Here is an 18,145-nt window from a genome sequence, read left to right as displayed (position 1 = left end):
GCGCTCGGGCCGGGCCCCTTCACCGGGTGACCCGTGATTCCACCATGACCGCTACGCGGCCGCTTCGCCATCGGGCACGGCCACCAATTCGGCGAGACCGACCATGTAGAGGACGACCGGGGATTGCGAAAGGCACGACCGGGCATGCGTCCGCCGTGCTCAGGACCGGCCGTCGTGGCCCGTGATCAGGCGCAGGCGGGCGCCGTCCTCGCGTTCGCGCTCCTCCAGGGCGACCTCGATCTGTTCCAGTGCGGAGCGCAGCCGGGGAAGGCGGCGGCGTTCGACGGCGCGGATGCGCTGCCGCGTGGCGGCGGCCTCGGCGTCGACGGCGGCCGCGGCGGCCGTCGCGGCGGCGTGGGCGCAGGCGGCTTCGAGCGCGGCCCGGCAGGCCCGCCGCGCCGGGGCCAGGGCGACGCCGGACGGCGACGGCGCGGACCCGACGGGCGCCTCGAAGCGGATGCGCCGGGGATAGGCCACCCCCATGAGGGAGGTGTGCTCCACGGTCAGGCCGGCGGGCTCTCCGGTCGTGGCCAGGGGCAGCACGCGGCGTCCGCCCAGCAAGGCGGCGCGCGCCAGCAGCCGGTCGGCCTCCCGGCAGCGGCGCTCCCATTCCGCGCCGGTTTCCTCGGCGACCCGGTGGAGCCCTGCCTGCTCGTCCCGCAGGATGCCGAGCTTGCGTTCCAGCAGGTCGAGGGCGGCTTCGGCGGCCGCGATGCGCTGCCGGAGCCAGAGCCGCCCCGCGCGCCCCCGCGGTCCGGTGTTCACCGCCCCCGCCCGAGGTGGTCGTCGATCATCTCGCGCGGCAGCATCGTGAGTTCGCGGCGCGGCAGGGCGGCGAGCGCCTGCCACGCCCTGTCCAGCGTCCGGTCGAGCGCGCGGGCCTCCGTCCTGCCCTGGGAGATGAGGGTCTCGCGGCAGGCGCGCTCGAAGTCGAGGTAGTGGCGGTCGGTGTCGCTGAGGGCGCCCGCTCCGATGAGCTCGCCGAGCTCGCGGGCGCGGCGGGCCCCGGCGAGGGCGGCCGTCGTCTGCGCGGCGACGTCGAGGTGGTCGGCGCGCGTGCGGCCGGGTCCGGCGGCCTTGCGCATGAGCCGCGACAGCGACTCCAGCGCGTCGACGGGCGGGTACACGCCGAGCGCGTGCAGCTCCTCGGACAGGACGATCTGGCCCTCGGTGATGTAGCCCGTCAGGTCGGGCACGGGGTGCGTGATGTCGCCGCCGGGCATCGTCAGGACGGGGACGAGCGTGACCGATCCGGGGCGTCCGCGGACGCGCCCGCACCGCTCGTAGAGGGAGGCCAGGTCGCTGTAGAGGTAGCCGGGGTAGGCGCGCCGCGCGGGGATCTCGCCGCGCGCGGCGGACACCTCGCGCAGCGCCTCGCAGTAGGACGTCATGTCGCCCATGACGACCAGGACGTGCCGCCCCTCCTCGAAGGCGAGGTGCTCGGCCGCGGTCAGCGCGATGCGGGGGGTGAGGGTCCGCTCGATCACGGGGGCGTCGGCGAGGTTGAGCAGCAGCACAAGCTCGCCGGAGGCGGAGCGGCCCTCCAGCGTCTCCCGGACGGCGGCGGCGTCGGCGTGGGTCAGGCCCATGGCGGCGAAGACGACGCAGAAGGGCTCGTCGCCCGCCGACGCCTGCGCGGCGATCTGGGCCGCCAGCTCCAGGTGCGGGAGCCCGGCGCGGGAGAAGATCGGCAGCTTCTGGCCCCGGGCCAGAGTGGTGAGCGCGTCGATGGCGGAGATCCCGGTCAGCACCGGCTCGGCGGGCGGTTCGCGGTGCACGGGGTTCAGGGGGACGCCGGCCACCGGGGCGTCGGCGCCGCCCAGCACCGGCGGGCCGCCGTCGAGCGGCTGCCCCATCCCGTCGCAGACGCGTCCGAGCCAGGCCGTCCCGACCGGGACGCGCAGCGGCGCGCCGCTGAAGGTGACGCGCATGCCCTCCGTGCGCAGGCCGCCGGTGCCCTCCAGCACCTGCACGAGCACGCGGTCGCGCGCGGTGTCCAGCACGAGCCCGTGGCGGTCGGCGTCCGGGCCCCTGTCGTCCGAGGCGTCGCCGCCTGCGCGTTCGGTCTCTGCACGGTCGTCTTCTGGGAGGTTGTCGTCCGGGCCGATCTGGATGTCGGCGAACTCGTCCCATCCGACGCTCCCGGCGCCCGTCACGACCACGAGCGGTCCGCGGACCCGCGCGATCCCGGTGTAGGAGGGCCTCGGCCAGCCGCCGCGCCCCGCCGCCTGCCGCGGGTCGGCGTCCCCGGTCACGGCAGCCCGTCCAGCCTGCTCAGGATCGTGTCGCGGCGCTCGCGGACGTCCGCCGCGGTCCGGGCGTCCTCGCGGGCCCGCACGAGGGGCGAGTAGTCCACGTCCTCGATGGCGGAGGCGGCGACTCCGCGGCCGACCAGGTCCTGGCACCGGTCCACCACGGCGAGGACGGCATCGGTCAGCGCGGCGGTGCGCTCGGGGGTGCAGGAAGCGTCGTTCGGGCTGAGGGCGCTCTGCTGCAGGACGCCTTCCCGCAGCAGGCGCCCTGCCACGAGCGTCACGCGTTCGGCGGCCGGCAGCGTCCCGGTGCCGACGAGCTCGGCGAGGGCGGTCAGGCGGTCGGCCTCTGCCAGCAGGCCCGCCGTGCGCGCGCGGCGATGCGCCCACTCCGGGTCTCCGGCGGCGGCGTGGCTGCGCGCCAGGACCGGGACGTCCCTGGCGAAGGACCCCGACCAGGAGACCGCCGGGTAGTGCCGCGAATAGGCCAGGTCCTTGTCCAGGCTCCAGCGCGCCCGCACGAACCGTTCGGTGTAGGCGGTGACGGGCTCGGTCATGTCACCGCCCGGCGGGGACACCGCGCCGATGACGGTGACCGAGCCCTCGGCGCCGTCCCGCGTCCGGACCCGTCCGGCGCGCTCGTAGAAGGCGGCGAGCGCGGACGGCAGCGCGGCCGGATAGCCCTCCTCGCCGGGCAGCTCGCCGGCCCGGGAGGCGAACTCGCGCAGCGCCTCCGCCCACCGCGAGGTCGAGTCGGCGATGACGACGGCGTCCCTGCCCTGGTCGCGGAAGTACTCGGCCACGGTGACGCCGCTGTGCACGCCCGCCTCGCGGGCCATCATCGGCATGTTGGAGGTGTTGGCGACGACGACGGTGCGGTCGGCGAGCCTTCCGCCCGTCCGGGGGTCGTCCAGCTCCGCGAGTTCCTCGAGCACGTCGGCCATCTCGTTCCCGCGCTCGCCGCACCCGACGTAGACGATCACGTCGGCGTCGCACCACTTGGCGACCTGCTGCAGCAGCATCGTCTTGCCCGTCCCGAAGCCGCCGGGGACGGCGACGGTCCCGCCGAACGGCACGGGGAAGAGCAGGTCGATGACGCGCTGCCCGGTGTGCAGGGGCGTGTCGGCGTCGAGCCGCTCGGCATAGGGGCGGGGCCGCCGGACCGGCCAGTACTCCGTCCGGCGCGCGTCCGCCTGCACGGCGCGGGTGGACGGGTCGAGCCAGACCCCCGCATCGCTCAGCGGGCGCAGCAGCCCGTCGAAGACGCCGCCGAGCAGGTGCGGGCCCAGCGGGGCGGACAGGGCGCGGCCGGTCGTGGCGGCGGCCGCGCCGGGCGCGAGCCCGCCGGTGTACTCGTAGGCCTGGACGGTGGCCGCGTCGCCCTCCAGCGCGACGATCTCGCCGGGGAGGCGGGCCGGGCCGAGCTCGACCACGTCGTTCATCGCCGTGCCGCGCATGCCGGACGTCTCCACGAGGGGGCCGTTGACGCGGGTCACCTCGGCGCCCACAGCTCCGCCGCCTCCGTCCCGAGAGCCGCCACCGCCCGGTCGGTGAGGGCGCGGGCGGACAGGTCCACCTCCGCGTCGGGACCGCGGGCGACCAGGCCGCCGCCGCTCGCCCGCCCGACGAGCGCGCCCGACCCGAGCAGTCCGCGGGCCCTCGCCGTCAGCGCCCGCTCGTTCGCCGGGGCGTCCGGGCCGTCGAACAGGGCCCGGACCTCGCCGCCGATCCGGCGGCGCAGCTCCTCGTAGGCCTCCCTGCGCGCCCGCAGGACGATCGCGCGCGAGGCCGCGCGCGCCCGGGAGCGCTCCGCCGCGGCGGCCAGCGCCCCGTCGGCGCGTCCCGCCGCCCGCGCGTCGTCCAGGATCCGGGCCGCCTCGGCGCGGGCCCGGCCCACGATCGCGGCGGCGTCGCGTTCGGCGTCGGCGACGAGGCGGGCGGCCTCGGCGCGGGCGCCGTCCGCCAAGGCCGCGCGCACCGGTGCGAGCGCGTTCTCGATGCGACGGTCACCGGTCACGGCGGCATCACCACGGTCAGGACCCCTGGACGCCGGTGGCGCGCGTCCTCCAGGACTTCGGCGGCGGCGGGCGTCATCACCACGACGGCCACCTCGTCGTCGAGCGCCTCCCAGGCGGACCGGACCTCCCCGGCGCCGTCCGCCGGGCTGACCAGCGCCCCGGCGAGTCCGTAGCCCTCCACGCGGGCGCGCTCCCCCAGCACGGCGACACGGCCGGCGGCGCTTCCCCCGGCACCGTTCGCGGAGCTCATGCCTTCCCGATCAGGATGATGCCGATGATCAACCCGTAGATGGCGATGCCCTCGGCGAGCCCGACGATGACCATCGCGCGCCCGAACAGCTCGGGGCGCTCGCTCAGCGCGGCGAGCGCCGCGGCGCCGGTGTAGGCGACCGCGACGCCGGCGGCGATCGAGGCCCCGGCGACCGCTATCCCGGCGCCCACGTACGGGGCCCAGTTCGCGGCCGCCACCTGCCCGGCCGCCATCACGCCTGTGGACATGCGGCGTCCACCTCCTCTGCCGTCATGCGGATGTGCCAGGGCCGGAACGGCCGGCCCCGCGCGTTGAAGAGCCGGGAGAACAGCTCGTAGTACTCCAGCCGGAGCGCCTGCACGCCCGCGACGAGCGCCTCCAGGGCGAACGTCACCGCCGTCCCCAGAACGAAGAGGACCACGGCGAGGACCGGCATGACGCCGCCGTGGCGCCACAGGGCGGCGGTACCCGTCCAGACGACCGCGGCCAGCGCCGCGTGCGTCAGCCCGAACGCGGCCAGCCGCGCGAACGACACCACGTTGGCGCCCAGCCGCACGACCAGGTCGAACAGCTCCACGACGGCTTCGACCGCGCCCGTGCCGCCGCCGCCCGCCCGCGCGAGGAAGCCGGTGAAGGCCAGCACCAGGCCGAGGACCGCGAGGGCGCCGCCGGCGACCGCCGCGACGGGGCGGTGGAAGTAGAAGCCCGCCGCGAGAGCGCCCGACCCGAGGAACACCGAAGCGCCGGATATGCCGGAGGGCTCGTACAGCGCCGCGGACCAGCCGCCCTCCCTCCAACGGTTGACGATGCCCAGCGCGTAGGCGCCGGCCAGCAGCGCCGTCCCGAGGCCGACCGCGAACACCATCAGCTCGACCGGGCTGTCGAGCGGCGAGAGCCACAGCCGGGGGACGACGCCGGTCGGCCCGAAGAACTCCCCGTACAGGACCCCGAACACCGTGGCGGCGATCCCGGCGCCCAGCACGAACGGCCACGCCCGCCGCCACCGCGCCGGCGGGCGCGGCCACCCGGCCGCCAGGGCCGCGGCGGCCGCCACCAGCATCAGCCCGTGGCCCGCGTCGCCGAACATGATCCCGAACATCAGGACGTAGGCCGCCGACGCGAGCGGGGTCGGATCGAGGTCGGCGTACGGGACGGGCCCGTAGGTCGCCACCAGCGGCACGAGGGAGCCGCGCAGGCTGTCCCGGCGGTCCTCCCCCGCCAGCAGGGTCGGCGCCTCCACGCCGCGCGGGTGCGGCAGCCGCACCAGGGCGGCGCCGACCTCGGCGAGCCGGGCGGCCAGCGCCGCGTGGGCCGCGCGGGGCATCCACCCGACGACCGCGGCCACATGCCCCTTCCGGACCGCGGCGTCGGCGCGCTCCCGCACCTGCGCCTCTCCTTCGACCAGGTCCGGGCGGTTGCGCTCGGCCAGCCGGCGCGGATCGGGCGCGAACGGGAGGACCGCCGGTTCCAGACCTCCCGCCCCTGGCAGGGGCCGTGCGGCGCCGCCCGGTCGGCCGTGGGGGCGCGGACCGGGCTCGGGCTCGACCACCCCGGCGTCCGCCACCCGCGCAAGGGCGTCGCGCAGGGACCCGGCGGGGGCCACGACCGCGACGCGCGCCATCCGCACCGGCCACAGGCTCTCAGGCCACCTCATCGTAGGCCTCCGCCGATCCGCCGCCGAGCGCCGCCGCCTCCAGCGCGGCGCGGACCCGCCGGACGTCGGCGGCCATCACGGCCACCGCCCCGACGACCGGCTCCATGCCGAACGCGGAGCTGCGCAGCATCGCCTCGCCGTCCCGCTCCAGCCGCCGCCAGCAGCGGATCTCGGCCCGCCAGAGGTCCGCCGCGTCGTCGACGCCCTCAAGGGGCCGGCGGGCGTTCCGGCCCAGGCGGTCGGCCATGGCGGGCAGGGTGGGCGCCTCCAGCGCCGCCCGGCCGAGCAGCCGCGCCGCCCGTCCGGAGGCGTTCTCGGGGAGCTCGCGGCCGTCGCCGAACCGCTCGCCGGCGACGAGCACGGCCGCCGCCCCCGCCGCCCAGGCGCCGGCGCGCGCCCCGAGGCCGGAGACGCGCGAGGCCCACGACAGCCTGAGGAACAGCCGGACGTCGTACGGGTCGGCCGACCCGGGATCGCCCCACGGCGAGGCGGCGAGGCGTTCGCGCACCGCCCCCGCGTCCGGCGCGTCCGCCAGGTGCGGCCACGCGGTGGCGAGCGCCCCGAGCGCGTACGGTTCCTCGGCGGGCCGGTCCTCCAGTCGCTGGAGCAGGCCGTCGACGTTCGCGACCTCGAACCATCCGGCCATGGCCCGCATGGCGGCCACGGCCCGGGGCGGAAGCCAGCCCGCCAGGACGCGCAGATGCCAGAGCAGCGAGCCGGCGACCGCGTGCTGCGCCGCGTCCAGCCCGGGCGCCGCCGGAAGCCGCTTCCCGTAGGGCGTCGCGGCCAGGCCCGCCAGCGCCTCGGCCAGAGAGCCCGCCTGCGCGAGCGCTCTGCCCCGGCCCGGGCCGAGCACGTTCCGCGCGAGCGCCCGGGCGCGGACCTGGCCGGCGACGAAGCCCGCGGTCATGGCGCCGCCCTCGTCTCGTCCAGGAGGCCGCCGACGAACCCCATGGCGCGGGCCACCAGGCCGTCCAGCCGGGTCGCCGCGGCCTCCCGGACCCGTCGGGCCTCGTCCTCCGCGGCGGCCCGCAGGGCCTCTCCCTCCTCCTCGGCGGCCCGCAGCGCCTCGGCCGCGGCCGAGGCCCGGACGCCGGCGGCCGCGGCGCGCGCCCGCTCCACCAGGCCGGCCGCCTCCTCGCGGGCCGCCTCGGTGAGGTCCCGCGCCCGGTCGTGCGCCGCCGCGACGACGCGCCTCCGGTCCTCCTCGGCTTCCGCCAACCGGGCGAAGACCGGTTCCAGCTCGTCCTCCACGGGCCGGCGCTCCGCCGGGGCGGCCGCCGCCGGGCCCGGCGCTCCCGCCGGACGGAACCGCTGCAGAAGGTCGTGGAGTGCCGGCACCCGCGCCTCCCCCTGGACTCGTCTGCTCGGTCTCCCCGCCGGCCTTGAACGCGCCGCACGCCGCCGCGGCCGGATGACTCCCTCCGCAGCACGAAGATCCCCTTCACGCGGCGACACAAACAGCGAGCAGGAGATCACACTCGGCGATCAATGGTGAGGCGTGCCCGGGCGATCACGCCGCCCGGCCGCTGACGCGGTCGTCCGCCGGGGAGCCGACGACGTCCTCGGCGAGGAGGTTCTCCAGTGCCGTCATGTGGCCCCTCTGGGCGGCGTCGAGGAAGACCGCCAGGAAGCGCCGGTAGTCGTCGACGTCGATCGGCTCCCGCCGGGCGCTGCCCAGGTGCCTGCGCGCGCGGCTCACCAGCTGGCGGACGTTGACCGGGCTGACCTGGATGATCTCCGCGATCCGCTCGTAGGGGTAGACGAAGGCCTCGCGCAGGACGTAGGCCGCCCGCTGGGCCGGGGTGAGCCTCTCCAGCAGCACCAGCAGGGCGCGTTCGAGCGCCTCGCCCCGCTCGGCCCCGACGGCGGGATCGTTGCCGGGGTCGACCAGTTCGGGCAGCAGGGAGCCCAGGGAGGTCACGCTGCGCACCCGCGCGGACCGCGCGGTGTTGATGGACAGCCGGGTCGTGATCAAAGCCAGGAACGCCGGCGGGTTGACGATCGTCGCGCGGTCGGAGCCCTGCCAGCGCAGCCAGGTCTCCTGGACGATGTCCTCGGCCTCCGCCGGGTCGGCGAGCACCCGGTAGGCGATGCCGAAGAGGCGCGAACGCACCTCGGTGAACGTCTCGGCGGCCTGGTCGAGGGAGTCCGCCCGGTCTCGTTCCTCAAGAGCAATGCTCATTCCAACCTCACGACGATGGTGTCCGATTCCGCCTGTCAAGCCGTTCTCCGAGTGGCCGTATCCGTGGGTTGCGCTCCTCATGCACTCACCATCTCGTCTAGGGTCGAATGGGGCATGACACAAATGCATGAGATCGCCTAGTTGCAGTTCAGAGCATGAGTAGGAGCTGTCACAGCAGAATTGTCAAGGCAGCACCGAAAGGCTGGAACCGCACCGCCGATACGGTTCCAGCCTTCCTTTCAGGAATGGTCAGCCCGCGTCGCGCTCCAGGTAGGCGCGCGCCAATTCCACGCGGGAGTTCACGCCGAGTTTGCGGAACGTGTGCATGACGTGAGTGCCGACCGTGGCGGGCGACAGGAAGAGCCGTTCGGCGGCCTGGCGGTTGGTCGCCCCCGTCGCCACGAGCGCGGCGACCCGGCGCTCGGCGGGCGTGAGCGCGTCCCATCCCTGCACTCGGCCCGCCTCGACTGCCCTCTCGGATGCCGCCGCGGGAACTGTCTTCGGCGCCGTCCCGCCGAGAGCGCCCAGGAGGAGGTCGTGCCGGAACGTGAGGGGGTCCGTAGGACGGACGAGACCGGCGTCGACGGCTTCCTGGAGGGCCGCCACGACCTCGGCGAGGGTGCGCCCGGCGAGGTCGGCGAGCCGGCGGGCCTCCAGGTCGCGGCCGAGCGACGACGCGAGCCGGATCACGTCCTGGGCGGGCGGGGACAGGTGGCCCAGCAGGCGTTCCGCGGAGCCGTAGGAGGGGACCGGGGAGCGCCGGCCGGTCAGGTGCGCGACCGCGCCCGTCCGGGTCACGGCGCCCTCGCGGAGGAGTCCGCGGACCGTCCCGGTCACCAGCTCCGGCAAACCCTCGGCCTGCCGGAGCAGGTCGAGGACGTCGCGGCCCGGTTCGGCGCAGAGCAGATCCCGGGCGATCTCGGCGACCGCGTCCTCCGGCAGCCGGTCGAGACGCATCGTCCGGGCGCCCGCGTCGGCGAGCCGGGCGAGCGTCGCCCGCACGTCGGCGCCGGGGGAACCGGTGCGGACGGCGAGCAGCCAGCGGATCGGGAGGGAGCGGAGCCGGGCCGGCAGGATGCGCAGCGCCAGGAGCGTCCCGGCGTCGCACCACTGAAGGTCGTCGATCACGACGAGGAGCGGCCCGTCCAGGGCCGCCTGACGCAACCGGTCCTGCACCGTCCGGACCAGCCAGAAGCGGTGCTCGGGCGACTCGGACAGCGTCCGGAGGTCGGCCGCGCCGGGGAGGGGGGGACCACCGGACGCCAGCGTCCCCAGCAGCGCGCTGAACGGGACGCTCTGCCGCTCCCGCTCCCCCGTCCCCCTGAGAACGCGGATCGCGAGGTGCTCCGCGAAGGTCCGGGCCTCCTCCGCGAGGCGGCTCTTACCGGCTCCCGGGTGTCCCTCGACCAGCAGGACCCCTCCGCGTCCGTCGCGCGACCGCGAGATCCATCCGGCCAGTTCGGCGGCCTCGGCTTCGCGACCCCGCAGCGGCCCCGTCTCGTGCTCGACCGCCATGGCTCCTCCGTTCGGCCTTCCCGGCGGCACCCCACCACCGGCACGATCCACTGTGGCCGGGAGCGCCTCGCGGTCGCATCGGGGAGAGTCCCTTGCCCGCACCCCTGGGGGACCCCCGGGGCACCCGGGGGTCCCCCAGGGAGTGCGCGCGGACCACACCCGGGAGCCATGACCCCGGAGCCCGGGCCGCCGCCCGGGCACCAAGAAACGCCCAGACAGGGCGATCAACAACGAACTGTCGCTGACCAGCGCGAACGCCCCGGGGAGCCGCCTCGAACAAAGCCTGTTCGCACGACTGCCCCCACTCCCGGAGCCGGCGCGCGGCCTCCTGCTGCCGGGCCACGGCCCCAACCGGTGACCCCGGGGGCTGCGGCGAGCGCGGCCCTAGGCGTGGCGGACATAGAGGTCGCCAAGGCGCTCGTCGCCAGCGCGCGCGTCAGCTTCCGCCCCCTGGTGCGATCGGCCATCTACCGGGCGACGGAGCCGCGCGCCTGTACGCGAGCGCCCGCGCCCGTCGGGCACCCAATCGGCGCAAGCAGCTCGCGCCCGATCAGGTCGACGAGGCCCTTTGGGTCGGCCTTTTGGGGGCGGGGCCGCCTGCCTCGTGTGACACGACGAGGCGGGTGAGGTCGACGCGGGAGCGGATGCCCCATTTGGCGAAGATGCTCCGCAGGTGGGTGTTCACCGTGTGCCGCGACAGGAACAGCTGCTCGGCGACCTGGCGGTTGGTCGCGCCCTGCGCCACCAGCCGGGCCACGCGCGCCTCCGCCGCGGTCAGGCCCCATCGGGCCTCGTCCCCGACCTCCCGGAGGCGCGGCGGACGGCGCACGCCGAGCAGGCGCAGCCGCCTCCGCACGCGGGCAGCGTCGCGGGCGGCGCCCGACTCCTCGTACAGGTCGAGGGCGGCGTCCAGGTAGTCCGGCGCGGCGGGGTCGCCGTCCGCGCCGAGGGCGCGTCCCGCGTCCTCGGCCGCGGACGCGTGGACCAGCGGGCGCTCGGCGTCCTTGAGCAGTTTGACGGCGTGCTGAAGCAGGTCGGGGTCGTCGTCGACGATTCCGCGCGCCTGGAGGGCGAGGCCGCGCAGGAGGGGCACCGCCGGGTCGAGCCCTGCCGAGTCGAGTGCGGCGGCGCGGTCCGCGGCGGCGGCCGCGAGGCCGGGCAGCCCGGCGGCCGGCGCGAGGCGCGCGAGCACGACATGGTCGGCCGGGTCGGGCGGAGCGCCGGGCGCCGGGCCCGCGGCGTCCGCCCCCTGCCAGGCGAACTCGACCAGCTCGGCGACGCGGGCGGTGTCGCCGAGGGCGTCGGCTGCCAGCGCGGCCAGCCAGGCACCGGTGCGCCGCACCGCCGGCGCCTCGGCGGCCATCATCCGCGCGCCGTCGGCGGCGCAGCGGCGGAGGCCGTCCCGGTCCCCCAAATGCACCGCCGCCCGGCCGAGCGCGTACCGGGCCGTGGCGTCGGCGAAGTCGCCCGCCTCCGGGTCTCCGGCGGAGTCGAGGGCGGCGGCGGCCTCGGCGCGGGCGGCGGCGAGCCGGCCCGCGTCGAGCAGGACCCGCGCGCGGGTCATCGACCACGGAAGGGCCGCGGCCGCGTGCCCGAACCGCCGGGCCCCGCGTACGCCCTCATCGGCCTCCCGCAATGCCGCCCCGACCTGCCCCGACGCGGTGAGGAGCAGCGCGCGCCCGCAGGCCTCCGGGGTCCCGGGCACGAGCTCGGCCCGCGCCGGGACGGCGGTGTCCGCCGCCCCGGCGCCCTGGGCGAGACGAACCTCCGCCGCCTGGCGCCTCAGGGAGCGGCGCAGCGCCGAAGGGAGGGCCTCCCAGAGCGCCTCCCGGACCAGGTCGTGCCGGAAGTCCAGGAGAGTGCCCGTTCGGGTGAGGAGTCCCGCGCCGACCGCCTCGTCAGCCACCGCTGCGGTCTCGCCGGCCGAGGCCCCCGTGAGCCCGGCCAGTTCGTCGGCGGTGAAGGCCCGGCCGAACACGGAGGCCGCTTGCAGGCCGTGCCGGGCGGGTGGCGACAACTGGTCGAGCCGGCGCCGGACGAGGTCGAGGAACCGGCGCGGGATCGTCTCGGCGGCCGTCGAGGCGACACCGGCCCGAACCGTGATGAGCCCCTCCTCCCGCATGCCGAGGAGCAGTTCGGCGACCAGTTGCGGTATGCCGTGCGCACGCCGCGCCACGCGCATCACGTCGTCGCCCGGCTCGGCTTGGAGCAGATCGGCCGCCAGTGCCCTGACATCGTGGTCGGACAGCGGCCCGAGGACGATCCGGTAGTCCTCTCCGGGACGCCTCGGCAGTGAGAACGCCTCGTCCGCGCCGCCGGGACCTGGACTCACTGCGAGCACCCAGAGGAGGGGGAGGTCTATCAAGCTCACCCGCAACGTCGCCAGCGCCTCCAGGGTCACCGGATCGCACCACTGCACGTCGTCGAGGCAGACCACCAGCGGCCTTTCAGCCGCACTCCGCGCCAGCCTGTCCCGGATCTCCCGCAGCGTCCATGACCGCAGGTCCGCCGCGCCGACGGCGGGGAGCGCGAGGGGGTCCGGCAGCGGCTCCGGACCGGCGGACAGGGCCTCCAGCAGCGGGCCGAAGGGGACCGGGAGGCCGCCGGGCACCCCGGCCCCGTGCAGGCAGGGCAGGCCCGCGGCGACGGCCAGGGCACGGGTCTCCGCGAGCAGCCGCGACCTCCCCGAACCCGCGGGCCCCTCCACCACGACCACCCCGCCCTCTCTTGCGCCCAGCGCGGCGAGCCGCTCCCCCAGCAGCCCCGCCTCGGCCTCGCGGCCGCGCAACGGAAGGTCGCCCCGCTCCGGAATCGTCCCCTCGACCGTCATGACTCCTCCGTTCGCACTGCCGCGAATGCGCCTCGCCGACACGCCATCGCCGGCAAGAGAAACTGTGGCCGGGCCCGTGTCGCGCTCGCATCGGGGACATGCCCTGGCGCGGGTCCCTGGTGGGGATCCATCCCCCGGGCCCGTGCCTGGTCGGGCCACTCCCGGTACGGGGCACGCGCGTCACTCACGGGTGCGGCCGGTCCGGGCGGAAGACGCCTCGGTCAGGTCGCGATCAAGCCTTCGGTGGTGGATCGGCCGTCGTCCCTCGGGTTCCTGCCCGTGGAGGCGTCGCGCGGCGCCGTGGGCCGTCCGGCACCGCGCGGCGCAGCCGCGGCTCCGCTCACTCCCCGGCGTCGACGGCCTCGATGATGGAGGCGGCGACGGCGTCCGGCTGGGAGGCGGCGACGGCGTGCGAGGCGCCGGCGATCTCCCGGGTCCCCCGCGAGGAGGCGCGGTCGGCCATGAACCGGATCGCCTCGGCGGGGATGTTGCGGTCGCTCCCGCCGAAGACGAACCAGGACGGCTTGGTGCGCCAGGCCGGCTCCGCCGCGCCCAGCCCGTCGGTCAGGGCACGCTCGGTCACCGGGCGCTGGGTCACCGCCATCAGCGCGGCCTCGCCGGCGTCCAGGTCGGCGCAGAACTGGCCGTGGTACTTCTCCTCGTCGATCCGGAACTCGTTGCCCCCGGACGCGACCGGATAGGCCACCAGCGCGTCGCCCAGGGTGCTGCCCGCGAACTTGCCCGACAGCGCCAGGGCGCTCTCGCCGGTGTCGGGCGTGAAGGCGCCGACGTAGACCAGGGAGCGGACGGCCGGGACGCCGGCCGCCGCCTGGCTGATCACCATGCCGGCGTAGGAGTGGCCGACCAGGACGACCGGCCGGTCGAGGCCCAGGATCACGTCCCGGACGTAGGCGGCGTCGCCCGCCAGGTCGCGCAGCGGGTTCGCCGCGGCGACGGCGCGCAGCCCGCGGCCGTGCAGGCGTTCGATCACCCGGTTCCAGCTGGCCGACTCGGCGAAGGCTCCGTGGACGAGGACGACGACGGGATTCTCAGTGGTGCTCATGAGTCTTCCTTTCGGGTCTGCAGCGCGGCCTTGAGGGTCGCGATGGCTTGCGCGGTCGCTGCCCGTGCGGCGTTGGTGTCGCGGACGGGGTTGAGCATCATGAAGTCGTGGAGCGTGCCGTTGTAGCGGACGCTGGTGGTGGGCACGCCGGCCTGGGTGAGGCGGCGGGCGTAGGCCTCGCCCTCGTCGCGCAGCACGTCGTTCTCGTCCACGATCACGAAGGCGGGCGGGAGCCCGGCCAGGTCCTCCAGGGTGGCGCGCAGCGGCGAGGCGGTGATCTCGGCGCGCTCTTCGGGACTGGTGGTGTAGGCGTCCCAGAACCACGCCATCGCCTTGGCGGTCAGGTGCGGGCCGTCGGCGAACTCGCGGTAGCTGCCGGTGTCCTGCGCGGCGTCGGTGACCGGGTAGTACAGCGACTGGTGCACGAAGGACACGTCGCCGCGGCGCTTGGCCAGGATGGCCAGCGCGGCCGCCATGTTCCCCCCGACCGAGTCCCCCGCAACCGCCATGCGGGAGGGGTCCAGGCCCTCGGCCGCGCCGTTGGCGCCGATCCACTGCGCGGCGGCGTACGCCTGCTCGATCGCGACGGGGTAGCGGGCCTCGGGCGAGCGGTCGTACTCCACGAACGCCACCGCGGCGCCCGCCCCGACGGCCAGTTCGCGCACCAGGCGGTCATGGGTGCCGGCGTTGCCCAGCACCCACCCGCCGCCGTGGACGTACAGCACGACCGGCAGCGCACCGGCCGCCCCGATCGGCCGCACCAGGCGGACCCGCACGTCACCCGCCGCAGCCGGCGCCGTGATCCACTTCTCGTCCACCTCGGGCATCTCCACCGGCCCGGCCTGGACCTCGTCCAGGAGCCTCCGGGCGCCCTCCACACCCCGCTCGTACAGCAGCGGCGGCTTGGCGGCCGCCTCGCCGAACTCCTGCGCGGCCGGTTCCAGAATGGGTTTGCTCATGCTCGTCTTCCTTTCTCAGTGGTGCTCCCGTCATCGGCCGGTCGGGGCTCCGGCCCCGTCCCGTCCTCACGGAAGTCGATCTCTCGGTGGGTTCCGTCGCACAGCGGCTTGTTCGCGGAATGGCCGCAGCGGCACAGCGTCATCCGGTTGCGGGTCTCCAGCGGGAGCCCGTCCGCGCGCTCGACCGGGACGCCGCCGGTGACCCACAGCGCGCTGGCCAGGCCGTGCTCCTCCTCCAGGACCGATACGGCCCGCGGGAGGTCCGGCTCGATCGACTCGCCGCCGCGCCGCAGGGCGTAGCTGTAGGACCCGGAGGGGCAGTGGTCGATCCGCCCCATGATGTCGGCGCGCACGTCGCTGTCCTCGGTGTCGGCGAGCATCGCGGCGATCGGCCTGGTGCGTCCGATGCAGAACGCGGCGTGGATGCACAGCTCGCCGACGCGCTGGGCCGAGATGCCGACCCCGTCGTGCACGTGCTGCAGCTCCTTGTACGGGCGGACGTCGGCCGTCTCGGTGCCGTCGAACCCGATCAGGGCGTGGGTCCCGTCGCAGAAGGGCTTCGCGCCCGACCGGCCGCAGCGGCACAGTGCGTAGGTGTCCTCGGTGGCGAGGGTCTCGCCGGTCTGCCAGGTCAGCGCGTCGTCCTCGGCGGAGACGATCTTGCGCTTGCGCCTGAGCGGCACCCTGCCGTAGACGAGGTAGGGGCCGTCCGGGAGCACGACGATCCGCTGCCGGTCGTCGGTGCTCCAGCGCCGGCGCTCGGGCGGGACGTAGGTGAACGTGGGGCCGGCCCTCATGCCCTCCACGTCGGGCATCCGCATGAGGGCCTGCGCCTGCGCCCTGAGCCCGTACATGGTGCCGGTGGCCACCGCGAGCAGCCTCGGGCTGCCGTTGAACGCCTGCTCCAGCAGGTGCAGGACGGCGCAGTAGGTGTGGTCGAACTCCTCCTGGGCCGTGCGGATCGCGCTGCCCGGAGCGTGGTCGGCGAGTCGCGGGTCGCGCCTCATCGGCAGGACGCCCGCGGGGTCCACGGCGATCGCCTCGCCGGTGGGCCCGGACCGCGGGGTGTCGCCCCGCCGGTAGCGCCGCCCGGCTCTGAGCTCCTGGAAGCGGTAGTAGTGGGCGACCTCGTCCCGCTCGGGGTGGTGGACGTCCTGGTCGCCGTCCCAGACCTCGCCGCGGGACGACCCCTCCCCCTCCTCGACGATCTCCCGCAGCGCGGTCAGCGCCGAGGCCAGGTCGCCGACCGCGACCAGCCGGCCGGCGGTGTGCCGGAAATGCCCGGCGTGGACCTGGCGGGCCGGGTCCCCGGTGAAGACCTCCCGCTCGCCGAGCCGGTCGCACAGGTGGCGCAGCCCGTCCTCGACCGCGTCGTAGAACTGCCCGATCGTCTCGTAGGCGTCGCCCTCCGGCGGGGCCCCGGGCGGCGCCGGCCGTTCGAGCCTTAGGAACATGTCGAGCGCCTCTGGACCGAACGGAAGCAGCGACAGCACCAGCGAGGGGTCCGCGTGGGGCAGCCGCCGGGGGTGCGGCGGCAGCATCCGCGGCATGTCCAGCCTCGGGCGGCCGCCGACGGCGTTGAGCAGGTTCGCGGCCAGCGCCAGGTGGAGCATCTCCTCGACGAAGACGCCGGCCACCGCCTCGGCGGCCTCGGGGTTGCGCTCGGCGTCGAGCGAATAGAGCGCGCACAGGTACGGCGGCAGGGTGGCGTGCTCCAGCTCGATCGCCCACTGCAGATGCTCACGGAGATCGTCGAGCGTGGCGATCCTCGCGGACCCGGCGGGCGCCGCGCGATGCCGTCCCTGCGGGGGACGGTTCATGGTGTCCCGGTTCATGGCGTCTCGTCCCGGAGGTCGTCGGTCTCCAGCTCCTGGGCCGCGCCGAGCAGGTTGCGGAGCCCGAGCTGTTCGCGCCCCGCGTCGGCCGGGTCGAACAGCCACTCCGAGACCGGCAGGGCCGCGACCTGCTCGGCGTCGCTCGACGCCACCAGGTCCAGCTCGGCCCGGACCTCCGCCTCGAACTCGATTTCGAACTCGTTGTCACCGGTCGGACCGTTCATGGCTCCTCCACGCGTGGCCGGGGCGGACGGCGCCCCGAGCGGACGTCCGTCCGCATGGATCAGTTGCATCGAGATCTGTCCGGTGGCGAACAGACGGGTGAGGCTCCGGCTCTGGCGGACCGCCAGCGCGTGCGCGCGGTCGGCCCCGTGCTCGGCGGCGACCAGCGCGGCGGCCCGTTCGGCGCGGCGCGTCCACGACAGCGGCGCGCCGCCGGGCCGGTCGATCCGCTCGATCACTTCGAAGCCGGTGCCGGCGAGCAGCTCGTCGAGTTCCCGGCGGGTGGGGAACAGGTTGCCCTCCGGGGCCGGGAAGTCCTGCGAGTCCCAGGCGTCCAGCGGGTCGCGGGCCACGACGGCCAGGAGCCCCAGGGGCGCCCCGGGCCGCAGGACCCTGTGGATCTCCCGGAGCACGGCGGCCTTGTCCTGGACGGTGTCCAGCACCCCCAGGCACCAGGCGGCGTCGACGGACCCGCCGCGGAGCGGGATCCGGCCGCCGTCCGCCGTGACGACCGGCAGTCCGAACAGCCGGGCGGCGGCCCGGCAGGCGGCCGGCATCGGGTCCAGCAGGATCGGCCGGACCCCGAACCTCTCGGCCGCCCAGGCCGCCGGACCGCCGGCGCCCGCGCCCACGTCCAGCAGCCTGGTCCCGGCTCCCAGCTCGCACGCCTCCGCCAGCCAGGCCAGCCCCGCCGGGTCCGCGCTGCCGCGGCAGGCCGCCGGGATCGCGTACCCCTCGCCGAGGTGCTCGACGGCGTCGGCGGTCCATCCGGCGACGTCGCCGAACTCCGCGGCCATGGCCGATGCGATCATCGTGAATCCCCCCGTCCGGTCGCCCGCACCGGCATTCGCGCCGGGCCCACCGGGTCTTCGTGCGGTTGTCCGCCGTGCGGCTGTCAGGCGTGCGGTCGTCAGGAACGCCTGGGCGCCCGCAGATGCGCGCGCCGGGCGAGCTCCGCCTCGTCGACCAGGGTCAGCATCGGATCCCCCGGTGCGCAGAGCATCGTGACGACGAATCGGAGCGGCAGGTCCTCGCGGTTGTTGCCGTCCTGGTAGTGGACGACGTCGCCGCCCGGCTCCCAGAACGCCTCGCCCGCGGGTACGGGCCGCTCCGGCTCCCCCTCGATCTCCAGAAGCATCTCCCCCTCCAGTACGTACCCGAAGGCGGGACCCGAGTGCCGGTGCGGCGGTGCGCCGGGGTCGCCGGGCGGGTACTCGATGACCACGGTCATCGCGTGCGCGTCGGCGGGGACGAAGGGCGGCGCGGCCTCCTGGACCATCGTGAGCGCCGTCTGCCACGCGTTGGAGCGCGCCTTCGGCTCCGCGGCGGCCTGCTCGGTACCTGCCATGGGGTGTCTCCTTG

At 75.8% G+C, this 18,145-nt stretch carries 17 protein-coding genes; all 17 read right to left on the bottom strand.

All coding sequences use genetic code 11. The features are described from left to right. Window positions 1–159 precede the first annotated feature (159 nt). A complete protein-coding gene (locus ABWI07_RS32865) occupies window positions 160–765 on the bottom strand; it encodes a V-type ATP synthase subunit D (protein WP_160161222.1) in 606 nt (201 codons plus the stop codon). Next, window positions 762–2,255 carry a V-type ATP synthase subunit B gene (locus ABWI07_RS32860; RefSeq protein ID WP_149264593.1) on the bottom strand — a complete coding sequence of 498 codons (1,494 nt, stop codon included), beginning with the start codon at window positions 2,253–2,255 and terminating at the stop codon, window positions 762–764. Before ABWI07_RS32860 ends, ABWI07_RS32865 begins: the two co-directional genes overlap by 4 nt. After that, a complete protein-coding gene (locus ABWI07_RS32855) occupies window positions 2,252–3,760 on the bottom strand; it encodes a V-type ATP synthase subunit A (protein ID WP_353820947.1) in 1,509 nt (502 codons plus the stop codon). Before ABWI07_RS32855 ends, ABWI07_RS32860 begins: the two co-directional genes overlap by 4 nt. Next, window positions 3,745–4,269, bottom strand: a complete 525-nt coding sequence (locus ABWI07_RS32850) for a V-type ATP synthase subunit E family protein (RefSeq protein WP_149264592.1) — start codon at window positions 4,267–4,269, stop codon at window positions 3,745–3,747. Before ABWI07_RS32850 ends, ABWI07_RS32855 begins: the two co-directional genes overlap by 16 nt. Next, window positions 4,266–4,520, bottom strand: coding sequence for a hypothetical protein (locus ABWI07_RS32845; RefSeq protein ID WP_353820946.1), 255 nt, complete (start codon window positions 4,518–4,520; stop codon window positions 4,266–4,268). Before ABWI07_RS32845 ends, ABWI07_RS32850 begins: the two co-directional genes overlap by 4 nt. Continuing rightward, complete coding sequence (locus ABWI07_RS32840; RefSeq protein WP_149264590.1) at window positions 4,517–4,768, bottom strand: ATP synthase subunit C; 252 nt, start codon at window positions 4,766–4,768, stop codon at window positions 4,517–4,519. The genes ABWI07_RS32845 and ABWI07_RS32840 overlap by 4 nt, the downstream gene beginning before the upstream one ends. Next, complete coding sequence (locus tag ABWI07_RS32835) at window positions 4,753–6,174, bottom strand: V-type ATPase 116kDa subunit family protein (RefSeq protein WP_353820945.1); 1,422 nt, start codon at window positions 6,172–6,174, stop codon at window positions 4,753–4,755. The genes ABWI07_RS32840 and ABWI07_RS32835 overlap by 16 nt, the downstream gene beginning before the upstream one ends. After that, window positions 6,161–7,084 (bottom strand): hypothetical protein, encoded by a 924-nt coding sequence (locus ABWI07_RS32830; RefSeq protein WP_160161221.1) that lies wholly within the window; start codon window positions 7,082–7,084, stop codon window positions 6,161–6,163. The genes ABWI07_RS32835 and ABWI07_RS32830 overlap by 14 nt, the downstream gene beginning before the upstream one ends. After that, window positions 7,081–7,515, bottom strand: a complete 435-nt coding sequence (locus tag ABWI07_RS32825; RefSeq protein ID WP_160161220.1) for a hypothetical protein — start codon at window positions 7,513–7,515, stop codon at window positions 7,081–7,083. The genes ABWI07_RS32830 and ABWI07_RS32825 overlap by 4 nt, the downstream gene beginning before the upstream one ends. A gap of 172 nt (window positions 7,516–7,687) precedes the next feature. Next, window positions 7,688–8,359, bottom strand: a complete 672-nt coding sequence (locus ABWI07_RS32820) for a sigma-70 family RNA polymerase sigma factor (protein ID WP_149264588.1) — start codon at window positions 8,357–8,359, stop codon at window positions 7,688–7,690. A gap of 249 nt (window positions 8,360–8,608) precedes the next feature. Further along, window positions 8,609–9,874, bottom strand: a complete 1,266-nt coding sequence (locus ABWI07_RS32815; RefSeq protein WP_353820944.1) for a helix-turn-helix transcriptional regulator — start codon at window positions 9,872–9,874, stop codon at window positions 8,609–8,611. A 550-nt stretch (window positions 9,875–10,424) separates the two neighbouring features. After that, on the bottom strand, window positions 10,425–12,704 hold the full coding sequence (locus ABWI07_RS32810; protein ID WP_353820943.1) for an ATP-binding protein: 2,280 nt from the start codon (window positions 12,702–12,704) through the stop codon (window positions 10,425–10,427). Between the two features lie 340 nt (window positions 12,705–13,044). After that, window positions 13,045–13,767 carry an alpha/beta fold hydrolase gene (locus tag ABWI07_RS32805; protein ID WP_149264585.1) on the bottom strand — a complete coding sequence of 241 codons (723 nt, stop codon included), beginning with the start codon at window positions 13,765–13,767 and terminating at the stop codon, window positions 13,045–13,047. Continuing rightward, complete coding sequence (locus ABWI07_RS32800; RefSeq protein ID WP_149264584.1) at window positions 13,764–14,726, bottom strand: alpha/beta hydrolase; 963 nt, start codon at window positions 14,724–14,726, stop codon at window positions 13,764–13,766. The genes ABWI07_RS32805 and ABWI07_RS32800 overlap by 4 nt, the downstream gene beginning before the upstream one ends. Further along, window positions 14,723–16,561, bottom strand: a complete 1,839-nt coding sequence (locus ABWI07_RS32795) for a ferritin-like domain-containing protein (RefSeq protein WP_353820942.1) — start codon at window positions 16,559–16,561, stop codon at window positions 14,723–14,725. Before ABWI07_RS32795 ends, ABWI07_RS32800 begins: the two co-directional genes overlap by 4 nt. Further along, the gene (locus ABWI07_RS32790; protein WP_353820941.1) at window positions 16,558–17,595 is read right to left on the bottom strand and encodes a class I SAM-dependent methyltransferase; all 1,038 of its coding nucleotides are present in this window, start codon (window positions 17,593–17,595) and stop codon (window positions 16,558–16,560) included. Before ABWI07_RS32790 ends, ABWI07_RS32795 begins: the two co-directional genes overlap by 4 nt. 98 nt (window positions 17,596–17,693) lie before the next feature. Then, complete coding sequence (locus tag ABWI07_RS32785) at window positions 17,694–18,131, bottom strand: cupin domain-containing protein (protein WP_149264581.1); 438 nt, start codon at window positions 18,129–18,131, stop codon at window positions 17,694–17,696. Window positions 18,132–18,145: the final 14 nt, after the last annotated feature.

The organism is Actinomadura sp. NPDC000600 (assembly GCF_040492135.1).
Taxonomy (GTDB): Bacteria; Actinomycetota; Actinomycetes; order Streptosporangiales; family Streptosporangiaceae; genus Spirillospora.
Note: the sequence above shows the minus strand (reverse complement) of the source record. Positions and strands in the feature narration are given on the sequence as shown.

Coding starts and splice junctions, on each gene's coding strand:
- ABWI07_RS32845 (WP_353820946.1), bottom strand. CDS start 4,520: ATGAGCTCCGCGAACGGTGCCGGGGGAAGCGCCGCCGGCCGTGTCGCC.
- ABWI07_RS32840 (WP_149264590.1), bottom strand. CDS start 4,768: ATGTCCACAGGCGTGATGGCGGCCGGGCAGGTGGCGGCCGCGAACTGG.
- ABWI07_RS32835 (WP_353820945.1), bottom strand. CDS start 6,174: ATGAGGTGGCCTGAGAGCCTGTGGCCGGTGCGGATGGCGCGCGTCGCG.
- ABWI07_RS32815 (WP_353820944.1), bottom strand. CDS start 9,874: ATGGCGGTCGAGCACGAGACGGGGCCGCTGCGGGGTCGCGAAGCCGAG.
- ABWI07_RS32800 (WP_149264584.1), bottom strand. CDS start 14,726: ATGAGCAAACCCATTCTGGAACCGGCCGCGCAGGAGTTCGGCGAGGCG.
- ABWI07_RS32820 (WP_149264588.1), bottom strand. CDS start 8,359: ATGAGCATTGCTCTTGAGGAACGAGACCGGGCGGACTCCCTCGACCAG.
- ABWI07_RS32805 (WP_149264585.1), bottom strand. CDS start 13,767: ATGAGCACCACTGAGAATCCCGTCGTCGTCCTCGTCCACGGAGCCTTC.
- ABWI07_RS32810 (WP_353820943.1), bottom strand. CDS start 12,704: ATGACGGTCGAGGGGACGATTCCGGAGCGGGGCGACCTTCCGTTGCGC.
- ABWI07_RS32830 (WP_160161221.1), bottom strand. CDS start 7,084: ATGACCGCGGGCTTCGTCGCCGGCCAGGTCCGCGCCCGGGCGCTCGCG.
- ABWI07_RS32785 (WP_149264581.1), bottom strand. CDS start 18,131: ATGGCAGGTACCGAGCAGGCCGCCGCGGAGCCGAAGGCGCGCTCCAAC.
- ABWI07_RS32795 (WP_353820942.1), bottom strand. CDS start 16,561: ATGAACCGGGACACCATGAACCGTCCCCCGCAGGGACGGCATCGCGCG.
- ABWI07_RS32790 (WP_353820941.1), bottom strand. CDS start 17,595: ATGATCGCATCGGCCATGGCCGCGGAGTTCGGCGACGTCGCCGGATGG.